At 72.4% G+C, this 17,166-nt stretch carries 19 protein-coding genes; 11 read left to right on the top strand and 8 right to left on the bottom strand.

Going from position 1 to position 17,166, the window contains the following annotated elements; all coding sequences use genetic code 11:
• The coding region (locus tag ACTJK8_RS25960) for a serine acetyltransferase (protein ID WP_440762750.1) at positions 1-459 on the top strand (459 nt) is incomplete at its 5' end.
• Between the two features lie 8 nt (positions 460-467).
• Positions 468-1,058, top strand: coding sequence for a serine O-acetyltransferase (locus ACTJK8_RS25955; RefSeq protein ID WP_012322366.1), 591 nt, complete (start codon positions 468-470; stop codon positions 1,056-1,058).
• Between the two features lie 28 nt (positions 1,059-1,086).
• Here the strand turns inward: ACTJK8_RS25955 and ACTJK8_RS25950 are convergent, their stop codons facing one another.
• On the bottom strand, positions 1,087-2,229 hold the full coding sequence (locus tag ACTJK8_RS25950) for a DUF1972 domain-containing protein (protein WP_012322367.1): 1,143 nt from the start codon (positions 2,227-2,229) through the stop codon (positions 1,087-1,089).
• A gap of 72 nt (positions 2,230-2,301) precedes the next feature.
• Here ACTJK8_RS25950 and ACTJK8_RS25945 point away from each other — a divergent pair, with 72 nt between their 5' ends.
• A complete protein-coding gene (locus ACTJK8_RS25945) occupies positions 2,302-3,039 on the top strand; it encodes a class I SAM-dependent methyltransferase (RefSeq protein ID WP_331312785.1) in 738 nt (245 codons plus the stop codon).
• A gap of 12 nt (positions 3,040-3,051) precedes the next feature.
• Here ACTJK8_RS25945 and ACTJK8_RS25940 read toward each other — a convergent pair whose 3' ends face one another.
• Genes ACTJK8_RS25940 through ACTJK8_RS25920 form a run of 5 tightly spaced genes read right to left on the bottom strand, consistent with a single transcriptional unit; the run spans position 3,052 to position 8,915 of the window.
• Positions 3,052-3,984 carry a glycosyltransferase family 2 protein gene (locus tag ACTJK8_RS25940; protein ID WP_440762749.1) on the bottom strand — a complete coding sequence of 311 codons (933 nt, stop codon included), beginning with the start codon at positions 3,982-3,984 and terminating at the stop codon, positions 3,052-3,054.
• A complete protein-coding gene (locus tag ACTJK8_RS25935; RefSeq protein ID WP_440762748.1) occupies positions 3,981-5,618 on the bottom strand; it encodes an O-antigen ligase family protein in 1,638 nt (545 codons plus the stop codon). The genes ACTJK8_RS25940 and ACTJK8_RS25935 overlap by 4 nt, the downstream gene beginning before the upstream one ends.
• Complete coding sequence (locus ACTJK8_RS25930) at positions 5,606-6,247, bottom strand: CpsD/CapB family tyrosine-protein kinase (RefSeq protein ID WP_029358045.1); 642 nt, start codon at positions 6,245-6,247, stop codon at positions 5,606-5,608. The genes ACTJK8_RS25935 and ACTJK8_RS25930 overlap by 13 nt, the downstream gene beginning before the upstream one ends.
• Positions 6,244-7,776 (bottom strand): GumC family protein, encoded by a 1,533-nt coding sequence (locus ACTJK8_RS25925; RefSeq protein WP_012322372.1) that lies wholly within the window; start codon positions 7,774-7,776, stop codon positions 6,244-6,246. The genes ACTJK8_RS25930 and ACTJK8_RS25925 overlap by 4 nt, the downstream gene beginning before the upstream one ends.
• Positions 7,773-8,915, bottom strand: coding sequence for a polysaccharide biosynthesis/export family protein (locus ACTJK8_RS25920; protein ID WP_244413160.1), 1,143 nt, complete (start codon positions 8,913-8,915; stop codon positions 7,773-7,775). Before ACTJK8_RS25920 ends, ACTJK8_RS25925 begins: the two co-directional genes overlap by 4 nt.
• A gap of 467 nt (positions 8,916-9,382) precedes the next feature.
• On the opposite strand from ACTJK8_RS25920, the gene ACTJK8_RS25915 reads away from it, so the two are divergent.
• The 5 genes from ACTJK8_RS25915 (at position 9,383) to ACTJK8_RS25895 (ending at position 12,934) form a co-directional block, all read left to right on the top strand.
• Positions 9,383-10,486, top strand: a complete 1,104-nt coding sequence (locus tag ACTJK8_RS25915; protein ID WP_012322374.1) for a helix-turn-helix transcriptional regulator — start codon at positions 9,383-9,385, stop codon at positions 10,484-10,486.
• 98 nt (positions 10,487-10,584) lie between these two features.
• The gene (locus tag ACTJK8_RS25910) at positions 10,585-10,785 is read left to right on the top strand and encodes a hypothetical protein (protein ID WP_012322375.1); all 201 of its coding nucleotides are present in this window, start codon (positions 10,585-10,587) and stop codon (positions 10,783-10,785) included.
• A 408-nt stretch (positions 10,786-11,193) separates the two neighbouring features.
• Positions 11,194-11,403, top strand: a complete 210-nt coding sequence (locus tag ACTJK8_RS25905; RefSeq protein WP_053621907.1) for a hypothetical protein — start codon at positions 11,194-11,196, stop codon at positions 11,401-11,403.
• 142 nt (positions 11,404-11,545) lie between these two features.
• The gene (locus ACTJK8_RS25900) at positions 11,546-12,076 is read left to right on the top strand and encodes a GNAT family N-acetyltransferase (protein WP_029358048.1); all 531 of its coding nucleotides are present in this window, start codon (positions 11,546-11,548) and stop codon (positions 12,074-12,076) included.
• 243 nt (positions 12,077-12,319) lie between these two features.
• Positions 12,320-12,934 carry a DUF2147 domain-containing protein gene (locus ACTJK8_RS25895; protein ID WP_012322378.1) on the top strand — a complete coding sequence of 205 codons (615 nt, stop codon included), beginning with the start codon at positions 12,320-12,322 and terminating at the stop codon, positions 12,932-12,934.
• A 28-nt stretch (positions 12,935-12,962) separates the two neighbouring features.
• Here the strand turns inward: ACTJK8_RS25895 and ACTJK8_RS25890 are convergent, their stop codons facing one another.
• Together ACTJK8_RS25890 and ACTJK8_RS25885 are read right to left on the bottom strand one after the other, a co-directional pair.
• Entirely contained in the window at positions 12,963-14,186 is a 1,224-nt protein-coding gene (locus tag ACTJK8_RS25890; RefSeq protein ID WP_029358051.1) for a serine hydrolase domain-containing protein, read from the bottom strand.
• A 52-nt stretch (positions 14,187-14,238) separates the two neighbouring features.
• The gene (locus tag ACTJK8_RS25885; RefSeq protein ID WP_440762747.1) at positions 14,239-14,748 is read right to left on the bottom strand and encodes a DUF427 domain-containing protein; all 510 of its coding nucleotides are present in this window, start codon (positions 14,746-14,748) and stop codon (positions 14,239-14,241) included.
• A gap of 114 nt (positions 14,749-14,862) precedes the next feature.
• Between ACTJK8_RS25885 and otsB the strand changes: the two genes are divergently transcribed.
• From otsB to ACTJK8_RS25870, 3 genes are all read left to right on the top strand, one after another.
• Positions 14,863-15,606 carry a trehalose-phosphatase gene (gene otsB, locus ACTJK8_RS25880; RefSeq protein WP_012322381.1) on the top strand — a complete coding sequence of 248 codons (744 nt, stop codon included), beginning with the start codon at positions 14,863-14,865 and terminating at the stop codon, positions 15,604-15,606.
• 28 nt (positions 15,607-15,634) lie between these two features.
• Positions 15,635-16,039, top strand: coding sequence for a DUF4260 domain-containing protein (locus ACTJK8_RS25875; RefSeq protein WP_012322382.1), 405 nt, complete (start codon positions 15,635-15,637; stop codon positions 16,037-16,039).
• A gap of 119 nt (positions 16,040-16,158) precedes the next feature.
• The gene (locus ACTJK8_RS25870; RefSeq protein ID WP_440762746.1) at positions 16,159-17,160 is read left to right on the top strand and encodes a glucokinase; all 1,002 of its coding nucleotides are present in this window, start codon (positions 16,159-16,161) and stop codon (positions 17,158-17,160) included.
• Positions 17,161-17,166: the final 6 nt, after the last annotated feature.

Here is a 17,166-nt window from a genome sequence, read left to right as displayed (position 1 = left end):
CTGCGCCGGGGCTACCACGCGGTCTGGCTCTACCGCCTGTCCCGCTACGCCCACGAGCGCGGCTGGCGGATGGCGGCGTGGCTGCTGTGGCTGGTGAACGGCTGGTGGACGGGCGCCGACATCCCGCCCTCCAGCCGCATCGCCGGCGGCCTGTTCCTGCCGCAGCCCTACGGAACCGTGATCGCCGGCGCCGTGGGCCGCGACGCCGCCTTCGGGATCCAGGCCTCCATCGGCGGCCTGCTGAAGGAGCCGGATCAGGACATCGGCGGCGGTCCCGGCCTCCCTGTGCTGGGCGACGACGTGGTCCTGGAGGCCGGCGCCATCGTGCTCGGGGCCGTGTCGATCGGCGACCGGGCCCGGATCGGTCCGCGGACCACTATCCTCAAGCCCGTCCAGGCCGACGAGGAGGTCATGCCGCAGCCCTGGCGGCCGCTTCCCGGCCGGGGAGTCGCGGCGTGAGCGGTCCGATGACGGATCACCTCACCCTGTCGGGGCTGCGGCGCCTCCTGGCGGCCGACTTCGCCCGCGTCCTGCGCCAGACCACGGGCGGGAAGCCGACCTCGCGGCTCCGGCGCCTGATGCACCTCACGCTGCCGGCCATGCAGGTGGCGATCCTCCACCGGACCGCGCACCTGCTGCACGGCCGGGGCTGGCGCCGCTGCGCCGCCCTGGTGGCGGACCTGTCCCTGCGGCTCACGGGCGCCAGCCTGCATCCGGGCTCGCGCCTCGGGCCCGGCCTGTTCGTGCCGCACCCGGCGCGGGTCGCGTTCTGCGGCACCGGGGGCGCCGACCTGACGCTCCTGCCCGGCACACTGGTCGGGCCGCGGGACTGGATCCTGCCGAGCCAGCCGTTCCCCGCCGACGGCCCCCGCCTGGGCGACGGCGCCGTGGTCGGCGCGCACGCCGCGGTGCAGGGAGCAGTGACCATCGGCGCGGGCGCGACGGTCGGGATCGGGGTCTGCAGCCTCCGGGACGTCCCGGCCGGCACCGTCACGATGGTGGTCCAGCGGCAGCTCCGCAGCGGCGGGCGCGGCTCGGAGGTGGGCCATGGGCGCTAGGACCGGCCGCGCCCGGCCCGCGCCCGTGTCACGCGCGACCGTGCTCCCGGCGCACCGTCCGCTGCGCGCCCCGGCCCTCCCGCTCCGGGGCGAGCTGGCGGCGCAGGACGCGCTCGTAGGCGTCGAAGATGCCGCGCCACGTGAACGCCTCGGCGTGGCGGCGTCGGGACGCCTCGCCCATGACCTCCAGGCGGCGCGGCCCGGCCCGCACGAGGCCGAGAATACCCCGCCGCAGCTCCGTCTCGTCGCCGAAATACAGCGCTTGCGGCCCCGCCACCCAGCGGTTGAACGGGTTGTCGTGGGCGAGGATCGGCGAGCCCGCCCCCAGCGCCTCGACCAGCGAGGGGTTGGTCCCGCCCACCGTGTGGCCGTGGATGTGGAAGCGGGCGTGGAAGCGGAGCGCGGCCACGCGCTCGGCCTCGTAGATCGCGCCGGCGAAGATCACGTCCGGGCCGCCCGCCGCGCGGACGGCGCGGTGATACGGGTCGGACTCCGCGAGCTTGCCCAGCACGAGCAGCGGCAGCCCCGGCCGGACCTCGCTCCAGGCCCGCACGATCTGGAGCACGAGGTTCTCGGGCACCACCCGGGCGATCAGCAGGCCGTAATCGCGCGGGCGCAGCCCGAACTTCGCAAGCGGGTCGGTCGAGGCCTCAAGCACCGGGTCGGCGCCGTACGCGATGGTGGAGATCCGTGCGGCGGAGGTCCTGCGGGCGAGGTGCTTGGCGATCTCCGGGTGGTCCGCCACGAGGTGGGTCGAGAACAGGCTGCCGAGGCGCTCGTTCAGCCAGAACCAGGCCTTGGCGGGCTTCGACCAGCGGTCACGCTTCCACTCGATGCCGTCCATGTTCATGACGCTGCGCTTGGCCGTCAGCCGGTAGAGCAGCGAGAACGCCGCGGTGTTGTAGCCGAGCACGAGGGGCAGGGCGGGCCTGAAAGCCGCCCGCAGGGTGCATTTCAGGTCGAACACGATCGTCGAGACGGCGCCGTCGCCCCGGACCGCGACCGGGATGAGTGTGATCCCGCGCCAGACCGTCAGCGGCGCCGGCTCGCGCACCTGACAGTAGACCTCGACCCGCCAGCCCCGCGCCACGAGCTCCAGCGCGAGGCGCTCCGCCAAAGTCTCGAACCCCCCGTGCGCCGCCGGCACCCCGCGGGTGCCGAGGATCGCCACCGCCGGGCGCCCGCCCGATCCCCCCGCTTTCACACGCGCCGTGGGCGCGGCACGTTCAGAGGAGCCTGAAGCATGGTCACGGTCGAACAGCGTCTGTTCCGGGAGATGGGAGCCGGGGGCTATTCCCGGCACGACCACCGGATGGAGTACATCGTGCGCGTCAACGCGCTGCTCCGGCCGGACATGCGGGTGATGGAGTTCGGCGCGGGGCGCGGCAAGTGGAGCGATGACCCGGTCCCATTGCGGCGGCACCTCGGCGACTTCCGGGGACGCTGCGCCCAGGTCGTCGCCTGCGACGTCGACGAGGCGGTCCTCGGCAACCGGTCGGCCGACGAGGTCCGGCTGATCGGTCACGACGGGGTGCTGCCATTCCCGGACGGGAGCTTCGACCTGATCTCGGCCTTCTCGGTCCTCGAGCATATCGAGCACCCCGAGGTCACCGCGGCGGAGCTCGGCCGGGTGCTCGCCCCGGGCGGCTGGCTCTGCGCCTGGACGCCGAACCGCTGGGGCTATGTCGGGATCGGGGCGCGGCTCGTGCCGAAGCGGCTGCACGCCCGGGTGCTGCGCCTCGTCGAGCCGCGGCGGGTCGAGATCGACTCGTTCGTGCCGCTCTACACGATGAACACGGAGGCGGCGCGGAAGCGGCTTTTCCCAACTGACCGGTTCGAGCACTTCACCTACAGTTTCGACGGGCAGCCGTTCTATCATGGCGAGAACATCGTCCTGGGCAAGTTCTGGGAGCTGCTGTTCCGGCTCACGCCGGGCCCGTTCAAGGGCTACCACATGGTGTTCATCCGCAAGCGGCCGTGACGATTCACAAGATCAGAGACGAAGACTGCGCAGGTGGCCGGCGAACCTGCGCATGTCGTCGGCTTTGCGGGCGAGGTCCGGCTGCCCGCGCAGCCGGGCCGCGAGACCGTAGGCGAGCGCCCGCAGGGTGAAGCCGAGCCGGAGCGGCCCCGAGAAGAAGGCGGGCGACGACAGGGGCCGGCCGGCATTGCGCAGGCTGTAGATGGCGGCCAGCCCGTCGAGCCAGCGGGCCGAGCGTGTGCTGCCGGAGCCGCCCTGGAGGTGGGTGACGGCGATGTCCGGGCGGTAGGCGACGCGCCAGCCGGCATCGCGCAGGCGGCAGCCCCAATCCACGTCCTCGCCGTAGAGGAACATCGGGCTCTGCAGGCCGCCGATCGCGGCGATCGCCGAGCGGCGCAGGAGCAGGCAGGCCCCGCAGATCCAGTCCACGTCGAGGGGCCGTGCGCCCTTGGCCTGGCGACTGGCGAGGTAGAGGCCGCGCAGCCCGAAGCGGCCCGACAGGCCGGCGGCGTGGACCAGGATCGAGAGCGGGCGCGGTTCGTAGCCGGCGTCACCGACCTGGTGCGTCCCGTCCGGGAAGGTCAGGCGCGGACCGACCGCCCCGACCTCCGGATGCGCGTCGAGATGGTCCAGCAGGCCCGAGAGCGCGCCCGGGTCGCGCAGGAACGCGTCGGGGTTGAGGAGCAGGATCGCCGCGCCGTGCGCGTGCTCCAGCGCGACGGCATTGCCGCCCGCGAAGCCGTGGTTGGTCCGCTCGGCGATCACCTGGACCCAGGGAAAGGCCCTCGCGACACGCTCCGGTGTCCCGTCGGTCGACGCGTTGTCGACGAGGATCACCTCGTAGGGGCGGTCGATGCGGCTCTCCGCCAGCCGTTCCAGGCAGGTCTCGATGTCCTGGCCGGCATTGTACGTGACGATCAGGACGCTGAGGCTGACGGCGCTCACGAACGGTCTCCATACGCTGCCAGGGGCGGACGCCCCCCGGGCGACGCCGGGCGCGAAGGGCCGCGCGGCGCCGGGTTCCGCTCCGGTCGAGCGCGCGCCGCGCCGATCATGCCGGTGGACGCGACCGCCCGGGACGCTTCGACAGCCCTGCGCCGCTGCGCCGCCCGCACCCCGGCGATCAGCCCGAGGCCGGTGTAGAGCAACTCGGCGATGCCGAGATTCAGGCGGAAGCCCGGATCGACCAGCCCGTGCAGCAGGTGCGCGATCAGGCCGACCGCGCAGGCGGCCGCGATCGCCGCGAGCGGATCGCCCACCGGCGCGCGGCGGGCGGCGCGGAAGCCCCGGACGATGCCGGTGCCGAAGACCAGCACGAAGGCGGCGTAGCCGACGATCCCGACCTCGGTGAGGATCAGGATGTGCAGGTTGTGCACCACGTGGTTCGACCGGTCGAACAATCCGGCGAGACGGGACAGGCCAGTCCTGTCGAGGACCGCGAACTGGTTGCCGAAGTTGTTGAGGCCGACGCCGAAGATCGGGAACTGCTCGAACAGCGCCAGGGCCGCCGCGTTCAGCGGGCCGCGCTGGGCGGCCGAGCCGCCGTCGTCGGCGGTGAGCCGCTCCCAGATCAGCGGGCCGGCGTAGAGCGCCGCGACGGCGCCGACGATTGCCAGCAGGCCGAAGACGATCAGGCTCGTCCGGGAGAACAGGCGGTCGCGGTAGACCAGCAGGATCAGGAGGGCGGCCGAGACCGGGAAGGTCAGCCAGGACGCGCGCGACAGGGTCAGGACCACGCCGACCAGGGCCGAGGCGGCGCCCGCGGCGCCCGCGAGGCGCAGGAGGAGCGGCCCGCGCGACAGCGCCAGCGCCAGGGCGAGCGGCCAGACGAACTCGTAGTAGTAGCCGAGGATATTCGGGTGAACCTTCAGTCCGCCGGCGCGGCGCTGGGCCGAGAAGTTGATGTTCTCCTCGACGATCTGTTCCTCGCCGAGCACCGAGAGGCCCAGTTCCGAGCCCGAGACGTATTGCAGGCCCGCCACCGCGGTCTGGACGAGGCAGAGGGCGCAGATCGCCAGCGCGAGGGTCCGGATGTCGGAACCGGACAGGTTCGAGACCGCGACCGAGACCAGGAGCAGGCCGGCGAAGCGCCACGTGTCGAACCAGAGATAGGCCGTGTCGGTGGCGTTGGAGAGCGAGAGCAGCCCCGCGACCAGGAAGCAGAACTGCGTCAGGACGAGGGGCCGGTCGAGGCGCAGGCCCGGAGAAGCCTCCCCGAGGCCCGTGAGCTTCGCGACGATCAGCGCCGCGGCCACCAGCAGGGCGACGCTCACCGTCAGGCCGGCCCCGCCGCCGATGCTCGGCAGGTACTGACCGACGGCCTCGAAATGCTGGAGGAAGCTGACGTCGAGCTTGACCGTCAGCCCGACCGCGAGGGCCACGAGCAGGAGCGGTGTGAGGCGATAGAGGCGCCCGACGATCAGGGCGCCGACCCCGCCGAAGGCCGCCGCGAGGCCGACGACGGCGAATTTCAGCGGCGCCGCGCTCAGGGCGATCGCGCCGGCCGCCGCCGCGAAGCCGATACCGGCGAGCGGCAGGACCCGCAGCGCGCGGACGGGGGCCGCGCTCACCCGAGCCATCGGTAGAGCCATTTCGGGATCGGTCGCCGGGTGCGGTTGAGGACGACGCCGAGCGGCGCACCGCCGGCGGCCTTGAGGTCGGCCAGGGCGCGCTGTGCCACCGCCCGGCGGGTGCGCTCGGCGCCGATCACCACGATGAAGCCGTCCACGAAGGGCGAGAGCGCGGCGGCGTCGCCGATCTCGGTGATCGGCTCACAATCCACGATGGCGAGGTCGAAGCGGTCGTCGATCAGCGCGAGGAAATCCTCGACGCGGCCGTCGTCGAGGGTCGCCTCGCGGATGGCCGACGCGCTGCCCGCCGGCACGACGCTCAAGTTCTCGGCAACCGCGTGGACGCCGCGGCTCGGCGCCACCGCGCCGGCGACGATGTCGGCGAAGCCCGGCCGGCCGGTCAGGCCGTAGGCCTCCGCCAGCGACGGGCGCGACCAGTTCGCCTCGATCAGCACCGCGCTGCGGCCCCGCCGGGCGTAGGCGCCGGCGAGTTCGCGGGCGAGGGTGCTCACGCCCTCGCCGGGCTGGACCGCGGTGACGCCGACCCGGCGGACGCGCGCCTCGTGCCGGGTGAGCTGGACGAGTGCCGGTTCGAGGATCGCCGGATCGATGCGGGGGGCGGCTGCGGCGGCGATCATCCGGCGGCTCCTGTCTGCAGCGGCACCGCGGCCAGCACGGGCACCCGCAGCGAGCGGGCGACCTCGGACGCGCTGCGATAGGTCTGGGCCAGGATCTCCGCGAGGGCGACGTAGGCCAGGGCGGCGAGCAGCCCGAGACCGGCCGCGAGGCCGAGGATCAGCGGCCGGTTCGGGCCGGAGGGCAGCCGCGGCGGAACGGCGCGCGCCACCAGGGCCGAGGAGGTGACGGCCTGCGCGTCGAGCCCGGTGCCAGTTTTCAGCGCGTCGATCCGCTTCTGGGTCTCGGTGATCTCGTCGGTGAGCAGGCCCTTCTGCTGGGTCAGCCGGCCGTAGGCCAGCGCCGCGTCGCTCTGGCCGATGGCCGCGCGGCGGCGGGTCTGCTCGATCCCCGTGATGCTCTGGATCTTCTCGGCGAGGACGGCGAGCTTCGCCGTGTCGGCGGCGAGGAGTGCCTGGTACTTCTGCCGCGCCAGCGCGGCCAGGTCCCGATCGAGGCTGACGAATTCGGGGGCGGTCGGCCGGAACCGCACCGCCAGTTCGGCGCGCTTCGTCCGCAGGTCCGCCCAGCGCTGGTCGAAGGCCGTGACCGTCGGATCGGCGTCGGGCGGCGTCGGCTGCCAGCGGTCGGGCCCGGCCTCGCGTGTGCGCTTGAGCCGGGTCTCGACCACCTCGCGCTCGATCTGCGCCGCCGATTTCTGCTTGGCGAGGTCGGCCAGGGTGCCGAGATCGTTCTGCTGCTCGATCTCGAAGCTCGCGGTGTTGTTGCCCTTGAGGTAGGTCGCGAGCTGCGCGTCGATGGCGGCGAGGTCGGCCCGGGCGCGGTCCAGCTTGCTCTGGTAGAACGAGGCCGGGGTCTCGTCGGCGTAGACCTCGACGTGGCGGCGCTTGTAGGCGTCGAGCAGCCGGTTCAGCGCCTGGGCGGCGAAGTGCGGGTCCGTCCAGGTGAAGCCCGTGAGGATCACGTCCGTCTCCTTCACGAAGACGACCTTGAACGCCGCGAGATAGGCCTCGTAGAGCTTCTCGTCCGGCGTGAGGTGGCGCAGCAGGCCCACCGCCTCGAACGGGATCCGCACCGTGTCGACGATCCAGGTTTTGACCGCCTTGGCCCCGCGCACGGCCTGACGGCCCTGGTAGATCAGCCAGTCGATCCAGTCCGCCGGCGGCGGCCCGAGGTCGCCGGTCGGGGTGATCGCCTTCAGCGCCGCGAACTCGTCGCGCACGATGCTGGGGTCGCGCAGGATCTCGATCTCGTTGTTCACGTTCTGCGCGCGCTCGGAGAACATGTAGTTCTGGTTCGCGCCGCCCTGGAGCGGGGCGCCCGCCTTCTCGCGGCCGAGACGGATGATCAGCTTGGCGTCGGCCGTGTACTCGGCCGGCGTCAGCAGGAGGTAGATCCCGGCGCCGAGGATCGCCGCGACCAGGATCAGCAGCGCGGGCCGGATGTGCCGGAACAGGGCCGCGAGGGCGTCGCGGAGGTCGAAGGCCGGGCCCTCGACCGCGTCGGCGGCGGTCAGGTCGGTCTGCCTCACGTGCCGGACCTCACGGTGGCGGTGGTGGAGGTGCTGGCGGCCGGGCCGGTGATGTAGTTCACGCCGAAGCCCGTCCCGTTGAAGAGCAGGATCTGGCGCACCACGAGGTCCACCGCGCGGGCGGTCTTGGCCAGCAGCGAGGGCGGCACGTAGACAGTGGCGTTGGGCGGCACCACGATCGAATCCGCGAGGCCCGGCTGGCTGATGTCGACGATGCGCACGCTGCCGGCCGCCTCGGCGTCGAAGCGGATGATCCGTACGGCCTCGCCGGCCGCCGTCGGGAGGACGCCGCCGGCCGAGCCCAGGACCTGCGCCAGGGTCCGCGGTCCCTGCAGGGTGACGGGACCCGGGGCGCGGACCTCGCCGAATACCATGGTGTTGGCCGGGACGAGGCTCGCGAGCCGGACGCTGGTCGTTACCGAGGCCAGCTGGTGCTTGTAGGCGGCGTTCAGGCTGCCCATGACCTCGTGCACGGTCCGGCCCGCCGCCTGGACGGGGGGCACCATCGGCAGGTTGATCTTGCCGTCCGGCTCGATCGCCAGAACCTTCACGCGGCCCATGTCGGCCCGCTGGGTGAGGTCGCGGAAATCGTCGGTCACGGTGCGGAACCGGCGCAGCATGACCGTGACGACGGGGTCGATCAGCACGTCGTCGTAGGTACTCTTGATCAGCGCGGCCGCCGCCTCAGGCGACAGCCCCGCGACCTTGATGCCGTTCTTGCCCGGCAGCGAGATCCGGCCGTCCGGTCGGACGATCACCGTACGGTTGTATTCCGGGTGCGTCCGGAAATCGACGTCGAACTCGTCGTTCGGGTTCAGGCGGTAGGTCGGCTGGACGACGCTGGAATCGATCAGGAACGAGACTTCGAGGTTGTCGCCGACGTTCAGCCGGTAGTTCGCCAGCCCGAGGCGCATGGTCCGCCCGACCTCCTCCTGGGCGGCCGCGACCAGTGCCGCGGGGAGGCCCTCGGTGACCGAGCCGGTCTGCGTCACGTCGAGGCCTGAGCGCGACGCGCTCTGCGGGCGGCCCGACATGCAGCCGGCGAGCAGCGGCGCGCAGGCGAGGAGCGCGAGCGCGGTCCCCGCGGCGCCAGATGGTCGGCCGGCACGCCGGTGCGACGCGCCGAGGAACGCAGACAAGGAAAACGCCATCGACCTTCAGCCGCATCCTGCTCGACTGCGCTCGCCCCATCACAACTCGTGATCGAACCGCGCACCGCGATACAATCGCCAAACTTGGTTAACGAGGCTTGAACCCGGCTCACGGCAACTCTATCAGAAGTTGTAGATGGCAAGCCGTGGCAAAGTGCTGAGCCGCGAGCCGCGCGGGATCGGCAAGCCGGGCCCCAGCTCAGGCCGACCTGTCGTGCTGACGGGCGCCGTCGCTCCCTCCGCCGGCGAATGATGCGCGGATTCCGACGCGGCGGTGCGGAGTGCCGGCGAAGTCCGCCCGTCCGCTGCCGACCGAAAGCTGTAAATAGTGGGGTGCTTGCTCGGATTTAGAAACGTGATCTATAGTTCGACGGTATGAAGCCGTACGGATCGAGGTCGATAGTTCGGCGGGCCGCTGTCGCGCGGCAGTATCCGTCACGGGGGAGGCGCGCGACATGTCGGGCGTGAGGCCGGATCTCTTCGCCCGCCTGCACGATGACCTTGAGTCCGGTTTCCGGGAGGACCTCGAGGAGGCGGTGGTCGACCCCGCGCGCTGGCCGGACCTGGCCGAGCGCGTTGTGCGAGCATCCGGCAGCGAGGGCGCCCTGCTGCTGCGCTCAGACCGGACCGGCCTCGAATCGCTCTGCACCGCCTCGCTCGCCGACGCCTCGCGCCGCTACTTCGACGAGGGCTGGCACCGCGACGACCATCGCCTCCGCGGTATCCCGCTCATGCGGACGCGCGGGATCGCGGTCGATCAGGACTTCACCACGCCGGAAGAGATCGCGCGCCTGCCCTTCTACCAGGACCTGCTGGCCTCCCGCGGCCTGCGCTGGTTCGCCGGCATCGGCTTCGCCGTGAAGGGGCGCCTGTGGTGCCTCTCGCTGCAGCGGACCGTGGAGCAGGGGCCGTACGAGCCGCACGAGCAGCGGCGCCTCGCGACCCTGTCGCCCCTCCTGCAGCGCGCGGGCCTGCTGACGTCGATGGTCGAGCGGGCCCGGCTCGCGGGGCTGACGCAGGCCTTCGAGCTGATCGACCGCGCCGCCCTGATCCTCGACGCCGAGGGGCGGGCGCTCCGCTGGAACGACGCGTTCGGCGCCCTCCTGGGGCGAGACCTGAAGCTCGCGGGCGGCCGCCTCACCGCGGAGGATCCGGACGCCGCGCGGCAGCTCGAAGCGCTCGCGCGGCCCTTCGGTCGGCCGCCGATCTCCGCCGTCGTGGCGGCGCGACGCGACGGGCCGCCGATCGTGATCCACGTCGTGCCGCTGGTCGGACCGAGCCGCGGCCTGTTCGCCGGCGCGAGCACGCTGCTCCTCGGGAGCGTTCCCGGGACCCCGGCCGCGCCCGCGACCGCGATCCTCCAGGCCGCCTACCGGCTGACGCCGGCCGAGGCGCGGCTCGCCCAGGCGCTGTCGAGCGGAACCTCCCTCGCGGAGGCCGCGTCGCGCTTCGCGATCACCGCGGCGACCGCGCGCTCGCAGCTGAAGGCGATCTTCGCCAAGACCGGAGCGAGCCGCCAGTCGGACCTCGTGCGGCTCGTGGCCGGGCTCGCGCGCTGACGGGTCACGGTCCCGAGAGGCGCGCGGAGCTGTCGGGTCGGCGCGGGAACGGCTCGGGCCACCTGCCCGTTGCAGCACCAACGACAGGAGAAGTCTCGATGACGAATCGGATCGCACTCGTTTCCGCCCTGGCCGTCGCGGGCCTGCTGGCCGGCGCGCCCGCCCAGGCGAAGGGCTGCCTCAAGGGCGCCGTGGTCGGCGGTGTCGCCGGGCACATGGCCGGACACGGCAAGATGGGCGCGGCCGCGGGCTGCGCGATCGGTCACCACAACGCCAACAAGAAGGCCAAGCAGGGCTGACCGATCCGACGCCGTCCGCGTCGACGGCGATCGGATCGACCCGCTCCGGCGATGACCGGATCACCGCCGCTTCTCCGAAGCCGGATTCCCGACGGGAATCCGGCTTCGCTGCATTCTGAGCCGTGCCGGGTCGCACGTCTCCGGGCCGCCATCGCGGGATGCCCGATGTCGTCGCCCTGAGGGCGGGAGCGCCGGCGCAGGAGGCAGCGACCCGGATCACCTCCCGTCATCGGCCTCGGATCGCTCACCCTTTCCATCCGTCGCACCGCTCCGCGCGTGAGCCGCCGGCCGAGCAAGCCCCGCACAAGCCTGCCGTTGACCTCACTTTCGAGCTATTCTAATTAAGAACTGTGGAGGGCGCACCGCCGACGCGGTCCCACCACCCGAAACATCCGATGGAGAGACCCGATGGCCGGTTCCGCGAACGCCGCCTGCGAAAGCTGCCGCTTCTTCGACGATCACAAGCTCAACGGCGCCCAGGCGAAGGATGACGAGGGCCTCTGCCGCTTCAATCCTCCGGTCAGCCAGCCGGCCCCCGAGTCGAAGGGCCTCTGGCCGGTCGTCGCCTCGAAGGACTGGTGCGGCCACTTCACGGCCGAGATGTCCGCCGCCGAGTAAGACGTACCCCGCTCCAGTCGCGCGGGATCTGCGCCGCGGCGCCGGTCCCGCCGCGGCCGCGAGACCGCCCGCAGGACCGCGCCCCGCCGGGCCCGCGCGGGGCGCATTGCCGGAGCCAGGCGGCTTCGCTTAACCTGCGGCCGTGACAGACGTGATACGCCCGGCCACGCAGGCCGACCTCCCCGCCATCGCGACGATCTACGCTGACGCCGTCACCACCAGCACGGCCAGCTTCGAGACGGAGCCGCCGACGCTGGCGGAGATGACCCGCCGCTTCGAGGTGCTGCGCGCGGGCGGCTTTCCCTATCTCGTGGCCGACCGGGACGGCACGGTCGCCGGCTACGCCTATGCCGGGCCCTATCACCAGCGCGCCGCCTACCGCTCGACCCTCGAGGATTCGATCTACGTCGCCCGGACGGCCCGAGGCGGCGGAGTCGGCCGGCGCCTGCTCACGGCCCTGATCGCGGCGAGCGAGCAGATCGACTGCCGGACCCTGGTCGCCATCATCGCCGAGAGCGGCTCTCCCGCCTCGATCGCGCTGCACGCCAGCCTCGGCTTCACGCCCGTCGGAACCCTCGCGGGTGTCGGCCACAAGCACGGGCGCTGGCTCGACGTGACGCTCATGCAGCGTTCCCTCGGACCCGGCCGCAGCCTCCCGCCGACGCGGATCTGACCGTCAATCGCTTGCCAGTCCCAGTATCGCGGGAGCGATTCTGGTCCAAAACCCCGGCTGAGTTGTCATGATGCGGACAACTTCGCGCGGGAGAGGGCGGGCATGACGCGCACGCCGTCCGGTTCTCGGTGCGGTGCGGGCGCGATGACGCGGAGGGAGAGATCTTTCCGCGCGCGGAAGCGGTTTACGCGAGGGCGGGCGGTCAAGGCTCCATCACGACTCGCGAGGGATGGGAGTTCGGGTATGCGGTTTACATCGATCGGTCGCCGGGTTGCGCCGCTCGCGATCCTGGCGCTCTCGGCGCTGGCGGGCACGGCCCAGGCCAAGACGCCGACCGATCCCAGCGGAACCTATCTCACCGAGGACGGCCGCGCGCGCGTGCGCCTCGAGAAGTGCGGGACCGCGGGTGACCGGCTGTGCGGCTACGTGGTGTGGCTGAAGGTTCCGCTGAACGACAAGGGCGAGCCGCGGATCGACTTCAAGAACCCCGATCCGAAGAAGCAGGCTCGGCCGTCCCTCGGGCACCAGCTCATCATGGGCCTGAAGCCGAACGCCGACGCCCATTACGAGGGCAAGATCTACAATTCCGAGGACGGCAAGTCCTACGACGTCACCATCTGGACCGAGACGCCCGGCGAGCTGACGGTGCGCGGCTGCCTGATCGCGTTCCTGTGCAAGTCGCAGACCTGGACCAAGGTGACCGATCTCGCGCCGGGCCAGCTTCCCGGCCCGACCAACGGCGCGAACGGCCCGCGCAGCGATCCCGAGTACGCTACCGCCGCCCCGAAGCCGACCGCCAAGGCCGGCGCGAAGCCGGCTCAGAAGCCCGCCGCCTCCGAGGCGCCCAAGGAGGAGTGAGCGGCGCCAACCCTCCCGCGGCCGGCCCTCAATCGGCGAGGGCCGCGTAGGTCAGGACGCGCAGTTCGCGCCGGATCGGCAGGGCCGAGGACGGCACGAGCTGCGTCATGAGCACCACCGACAGATCCTCGGCCGGGTCGATCCAGAACGCCGTCGAGGCGAGGCCGCCCCAGGCGACCTCGCCCGGCGTGCCGAGGATCTGGGCCCGGGCGGGGTCGAGCATCACCGAGAAGCCCAGACCGAAACCGATGCCGGTGTAGGAGGTCTCGGCGAAGCGCGGCGTGCCCATCGCGGCGAGATCGCCCGGCAGATGATTCGCGAGCATCAGGTCGACCGTCTTGCGGCCCAGGAGGCGTGCGCCGTCGAGGGTGCCCCGGTTGAGGATCATCCGGCAGAAGCGCTGGTAATCCGTCGCCGTCGAGACGAGGCCGCCGCCGCCCGACGCGATCGCGGGCGGGCGCGCGAAGGCCGTCTCCACCGAATCGTCGAACAGGCGCAGCTGCCGCGCGCGATCGTACGCGTAGGTGGCGCAGAAGCGCGGCATCAGCTCGGGCCGCACGTGGAAATCGGTATCGACCATGCCGAGGGGCCCGATCACCGCCTCGCGGAGGTGGTCGGCGAAGGGGCGGCCGGTGAGCGCCGCCACGTACTGGCCGAGCACGTCGGTGGCGACGCTGTAGTTCCAGGCGCTGCCCGGCTGGGCGAGGAGCGGCAGCTTCGCCACCCGCGCGGTCATCTCGGCGAGCGTGCCCTCGCGCGCCAGGAAGTCGACACCCTGCTCGCGGTACTGCGCGTCGACCAGGGTCGCTTCCATGAAGCCGTAGGTCAGCCCGGCCGTGTGGGTCAGCAGGTCCCGCACGGTGATCGCCCGGCGGGCGGGCTCGGTCTCGAGCTTCGCCCGGTTGCCGCCCACGGCGACGCGCATCTCGGCGAACGCGGGCAGGACCCGCGAGATCGGATCGTCGAGCTGGAACAGGCCCTGCTCGTAGAGCTGCATCACCGCGACCGAGGTCAGCGGCTTGGTCATCGAGTAGATCCGGGTCACCGTGTCGAGGGTGAACGGCGTCGCCCGGGCGAGGTCGGCCTGCCCGCAGGCGCGCGCGAAGGCGATGCGGCCGCGCCGCGCCACGGTGACCGACAGGCCGGCCAGCCGACCGTCGCCGACGAGGCGGTCCATCCACGGCACGATCCGGGCGAGCCCGTCCGGGCTGAACCCGGCACCCGTCGGATCGGTCTCGGTCAGCGCGCTCATGCGGTCTCCTCGTGGTGGCGGTCCGGAAGCGTAGAAGGGGAGGGGAACGAAATCACCAGCCCATTGTCCCGGCCCCACCCTTGAACGGGCCGACGATGCCGGGCGTGATCCAGCCGCCGTAGAAGTTTCCGGGCTGCGGCGTCACCTGGGCCGCCCCGACGAAGCAGGCGTCCATCGGGCCGGCGTAGAACGCGACGTAGCCGGCGATCGCGCGGAAATCCGGCGTCGGGTCCGGGTAGGCCCAGGCGGCCCCGGGCACGAGGCGGTCGCCGGCGCGCACGTCGAACAGGACGGCCTGTCCCTTCCACTCGCAGATCCTGCCGCGCCGCCGGTTCACCAGCGCCCCGTCCGCGATGTCGGCGGGCGGCAGGTAGTAGGTCGGCGGGTGCGAGGTCTCGAGTACCCGGAAGCCGGAACCGGTCTCGGCGATGACGCGGCCGCCGAGCACGACCTGCAGCCGGTCCGGGACGGATTCCAGCCGCGGCGGCCGCGGATAGTCCCAGACGCTCTCCTCGCCCGGCCTGACGGGATCGGGGACGGGCCGGAAAGGCGATCCGCGCATGGGAAACCTCGTGCTGTGTCAGTGCGGATCCAGATAGGGCGCCGCGGCCGGCGTTTGTCGTCCGGCGCGCCCGTGCTAGCCCGTCGCCGACACTCGAGCCCGGGATCGCCCGCGATGGACATCGCCCTCTTCCTCGACTTCGACGGCACGCTCGCCGAGATCGCTCCGCGGCCGGATGCCGTGCGGGTCGAGCCGGGTCTGGTGGAGGATCTGGAGCGTCTCCGGGCACGCCTCGACGGCGCCCTCGCCATCGTCACCGGCCGGCCAGTCACGGTGATCGACGGCTTCCTGACGCCCGCGCGCCTCGACGCGGCCGGTCTTCACGGCGTGGAGCGCCGGGTCGACGGCGCGCTCACCGGCGGCCGCGCGGAGGATCACCCCGACCTGCGCCGGCAGGTCGCGCGCCTGCAGGCCGAGACCGCCGCGCTGGCGCAGGTCCTGATCGAGGACAAGGGCGCCTCAGTGGCGGTCCACTGGCGGCTCGCGAGCCCGGACGACGCGCTGCGGGCCGAGACGCTGGTGAAGGGCGCGGCGGAGGCCCTCGGCGCCGATTATCGCCTCCAGCTCGGCAAGGCGGTCGGCGAGATCGTCCCCGCGCAGGCCACCAAAGCCCACGCGATCCGGGCCTTCATGGCGCAGGCGCCCTACGCGGGACGGATTCCCGTCTTCTTCGGCGACGACCGCACCGACGAGATCGCCTTCGCGTCGGTGAACGAGGACGGCGGCGTCGCGGTGCGCGTCGGGGACGGCGAGACCGTCGCCCGGCGACGCCTGCCCGACCCCGCCGCCGTCCGTGCCCTGCTGAGCAACTGGGCCGCCGGCGGTGCGATCGACCCGGACGCGCTGCCGCCGGCCTGACGCGCCGCGCCGTCCAGGGGAGATCGCGATGACGGGGCGTTCCGTCACGGGCTGGCCGCGCCTGCTGCTGCGGCTGGAGGGAGCCTGCATCCTGGTCGCCGCCCTGCTCGCCTATGGCTGGCTCGGGCCGTCGTGGTGGCTCTTCGCGGCGCTGCTCTTCGTTCCCGACCTGAGCATGCTGGGCTACGCGGCCGGTCCCGCGGTCGGCGCCGCGCTCTACAATGCGGCGCACACGCTCGCGCTGCCGCTCGTCGGCCTGCCCCTGGCGATCGCCGTCGGCCATCCCGAGGCCGTAGGGTTGGCCTTGATCTGGTTCGCCCATATCGGTCTCGACCGCGCCCTCGGTTACGGTCTCAAATACGGCAGCGGATTCGGTGATACGCATCTTGGCGTCATCGGCCGGCCGCGTGACAAGACGATCGCGCCGTCCTGAGCGGTGCAATCGCCGCCGAATGGGACTTGCCCGCGCGGGGTCGCGGGGCCGATCAATCGCCGGAGCCGTGCCGGGCGCGAGTCCCGTCGCGGTGGGCCAGAGAGCAGGGGCTAGTTGCGATGTTCGAGTTTCCGGTTCTGGTCGGCGACATCGGCGGGACGAACGCGCGGTTCGGTCTGATCGAGAAGGCCGGCGACCAGCCCCGCCTCCTCGCGCACGAGGCCACCGCAGACCATCCCGATCCTTCGAGTGCGATCAGGGCGTCGCTGGCGAAGGGCGGCGGCCCGGCGCCGCGCGCGGCCATCCTGGCGATCGCCGGCCGGGTCGACGGGCCGGAGATCCAGCTGACGAACGCGCACTGGAAGATCGCGGGCCAGCGCATCGCCGAGGATTTCGGGCTCTCATCCGCGACGGTCGTGAACGACTACGTGCCGGTGGCGGCCGGCGCCGCCGATATCGAGCCCCACGACCTCACGCCGGTCGGGCCCTGTCCGCCCGTGCCCGGCGGCGCCCGCGTGGTGCTGGGCCCCGGAACCGGCTTCGGCGCGGCGGCGCTGGTCCCCTACGCGGCGCATCTCGCCATCGTGTCCACCGAGGTCGGCCACACCGATATCGGCCCGGCCGACGCCTTCGAGGAGAAGGTCTGGCACGCGCTGGAGCGGGTCGAGGACCGGATCACCGTGGAGACGGTGCTGTCGGGGCCGGGCCTGTCGCGGCTCCACGCGGCCGTCGCCCATGTCCGGACCGGGCAGCCGCACGAGAAGATCGAGCCGGCCGCGGTCACCGAGGCCGGTCTCAGCGCCACCGATCCGCACGCCGCCGAAACGCTCGAGCTGTTCGGCCGGGTGCTCGGACGCGTCTGCGGCGACCTCGCGCTGACCTTCCTGGCGACGAGCGGCGTCTATATCGGCGGGGGCATCGCGCCACGGGTCCTCAAGGTGCTCGAGGAGAGCGGTTTCCGCACCGCCTTCGAGAAGAAGGCGCCCTTCGCCGAGATGATGCGTCGGATCCCGACCAGCGTGATCACCGTCCACGACCCGGCCTTCCGGGGCCTGGCGGCCCTGGCGAACGAGGGCGCCAAGTTCGTCTACCACGGGCAGGTGTGGCGCAGGGAAGCGTGACGGACC

The organism is Methylobacterium sp. 22177 (assembly GCF_052045615.1).
GTDB lineage: Bacteria > Pseudomonadota > Alphaproteobacteria > Rhizobiales > Beijerinckiaceae > Methylobacterium > Methylobacterium radiotolerans.
Note: the sequence above shows the minus strand (reverse complement) of the source record. Positions and strands in the feature narration are given on the sequence as shown.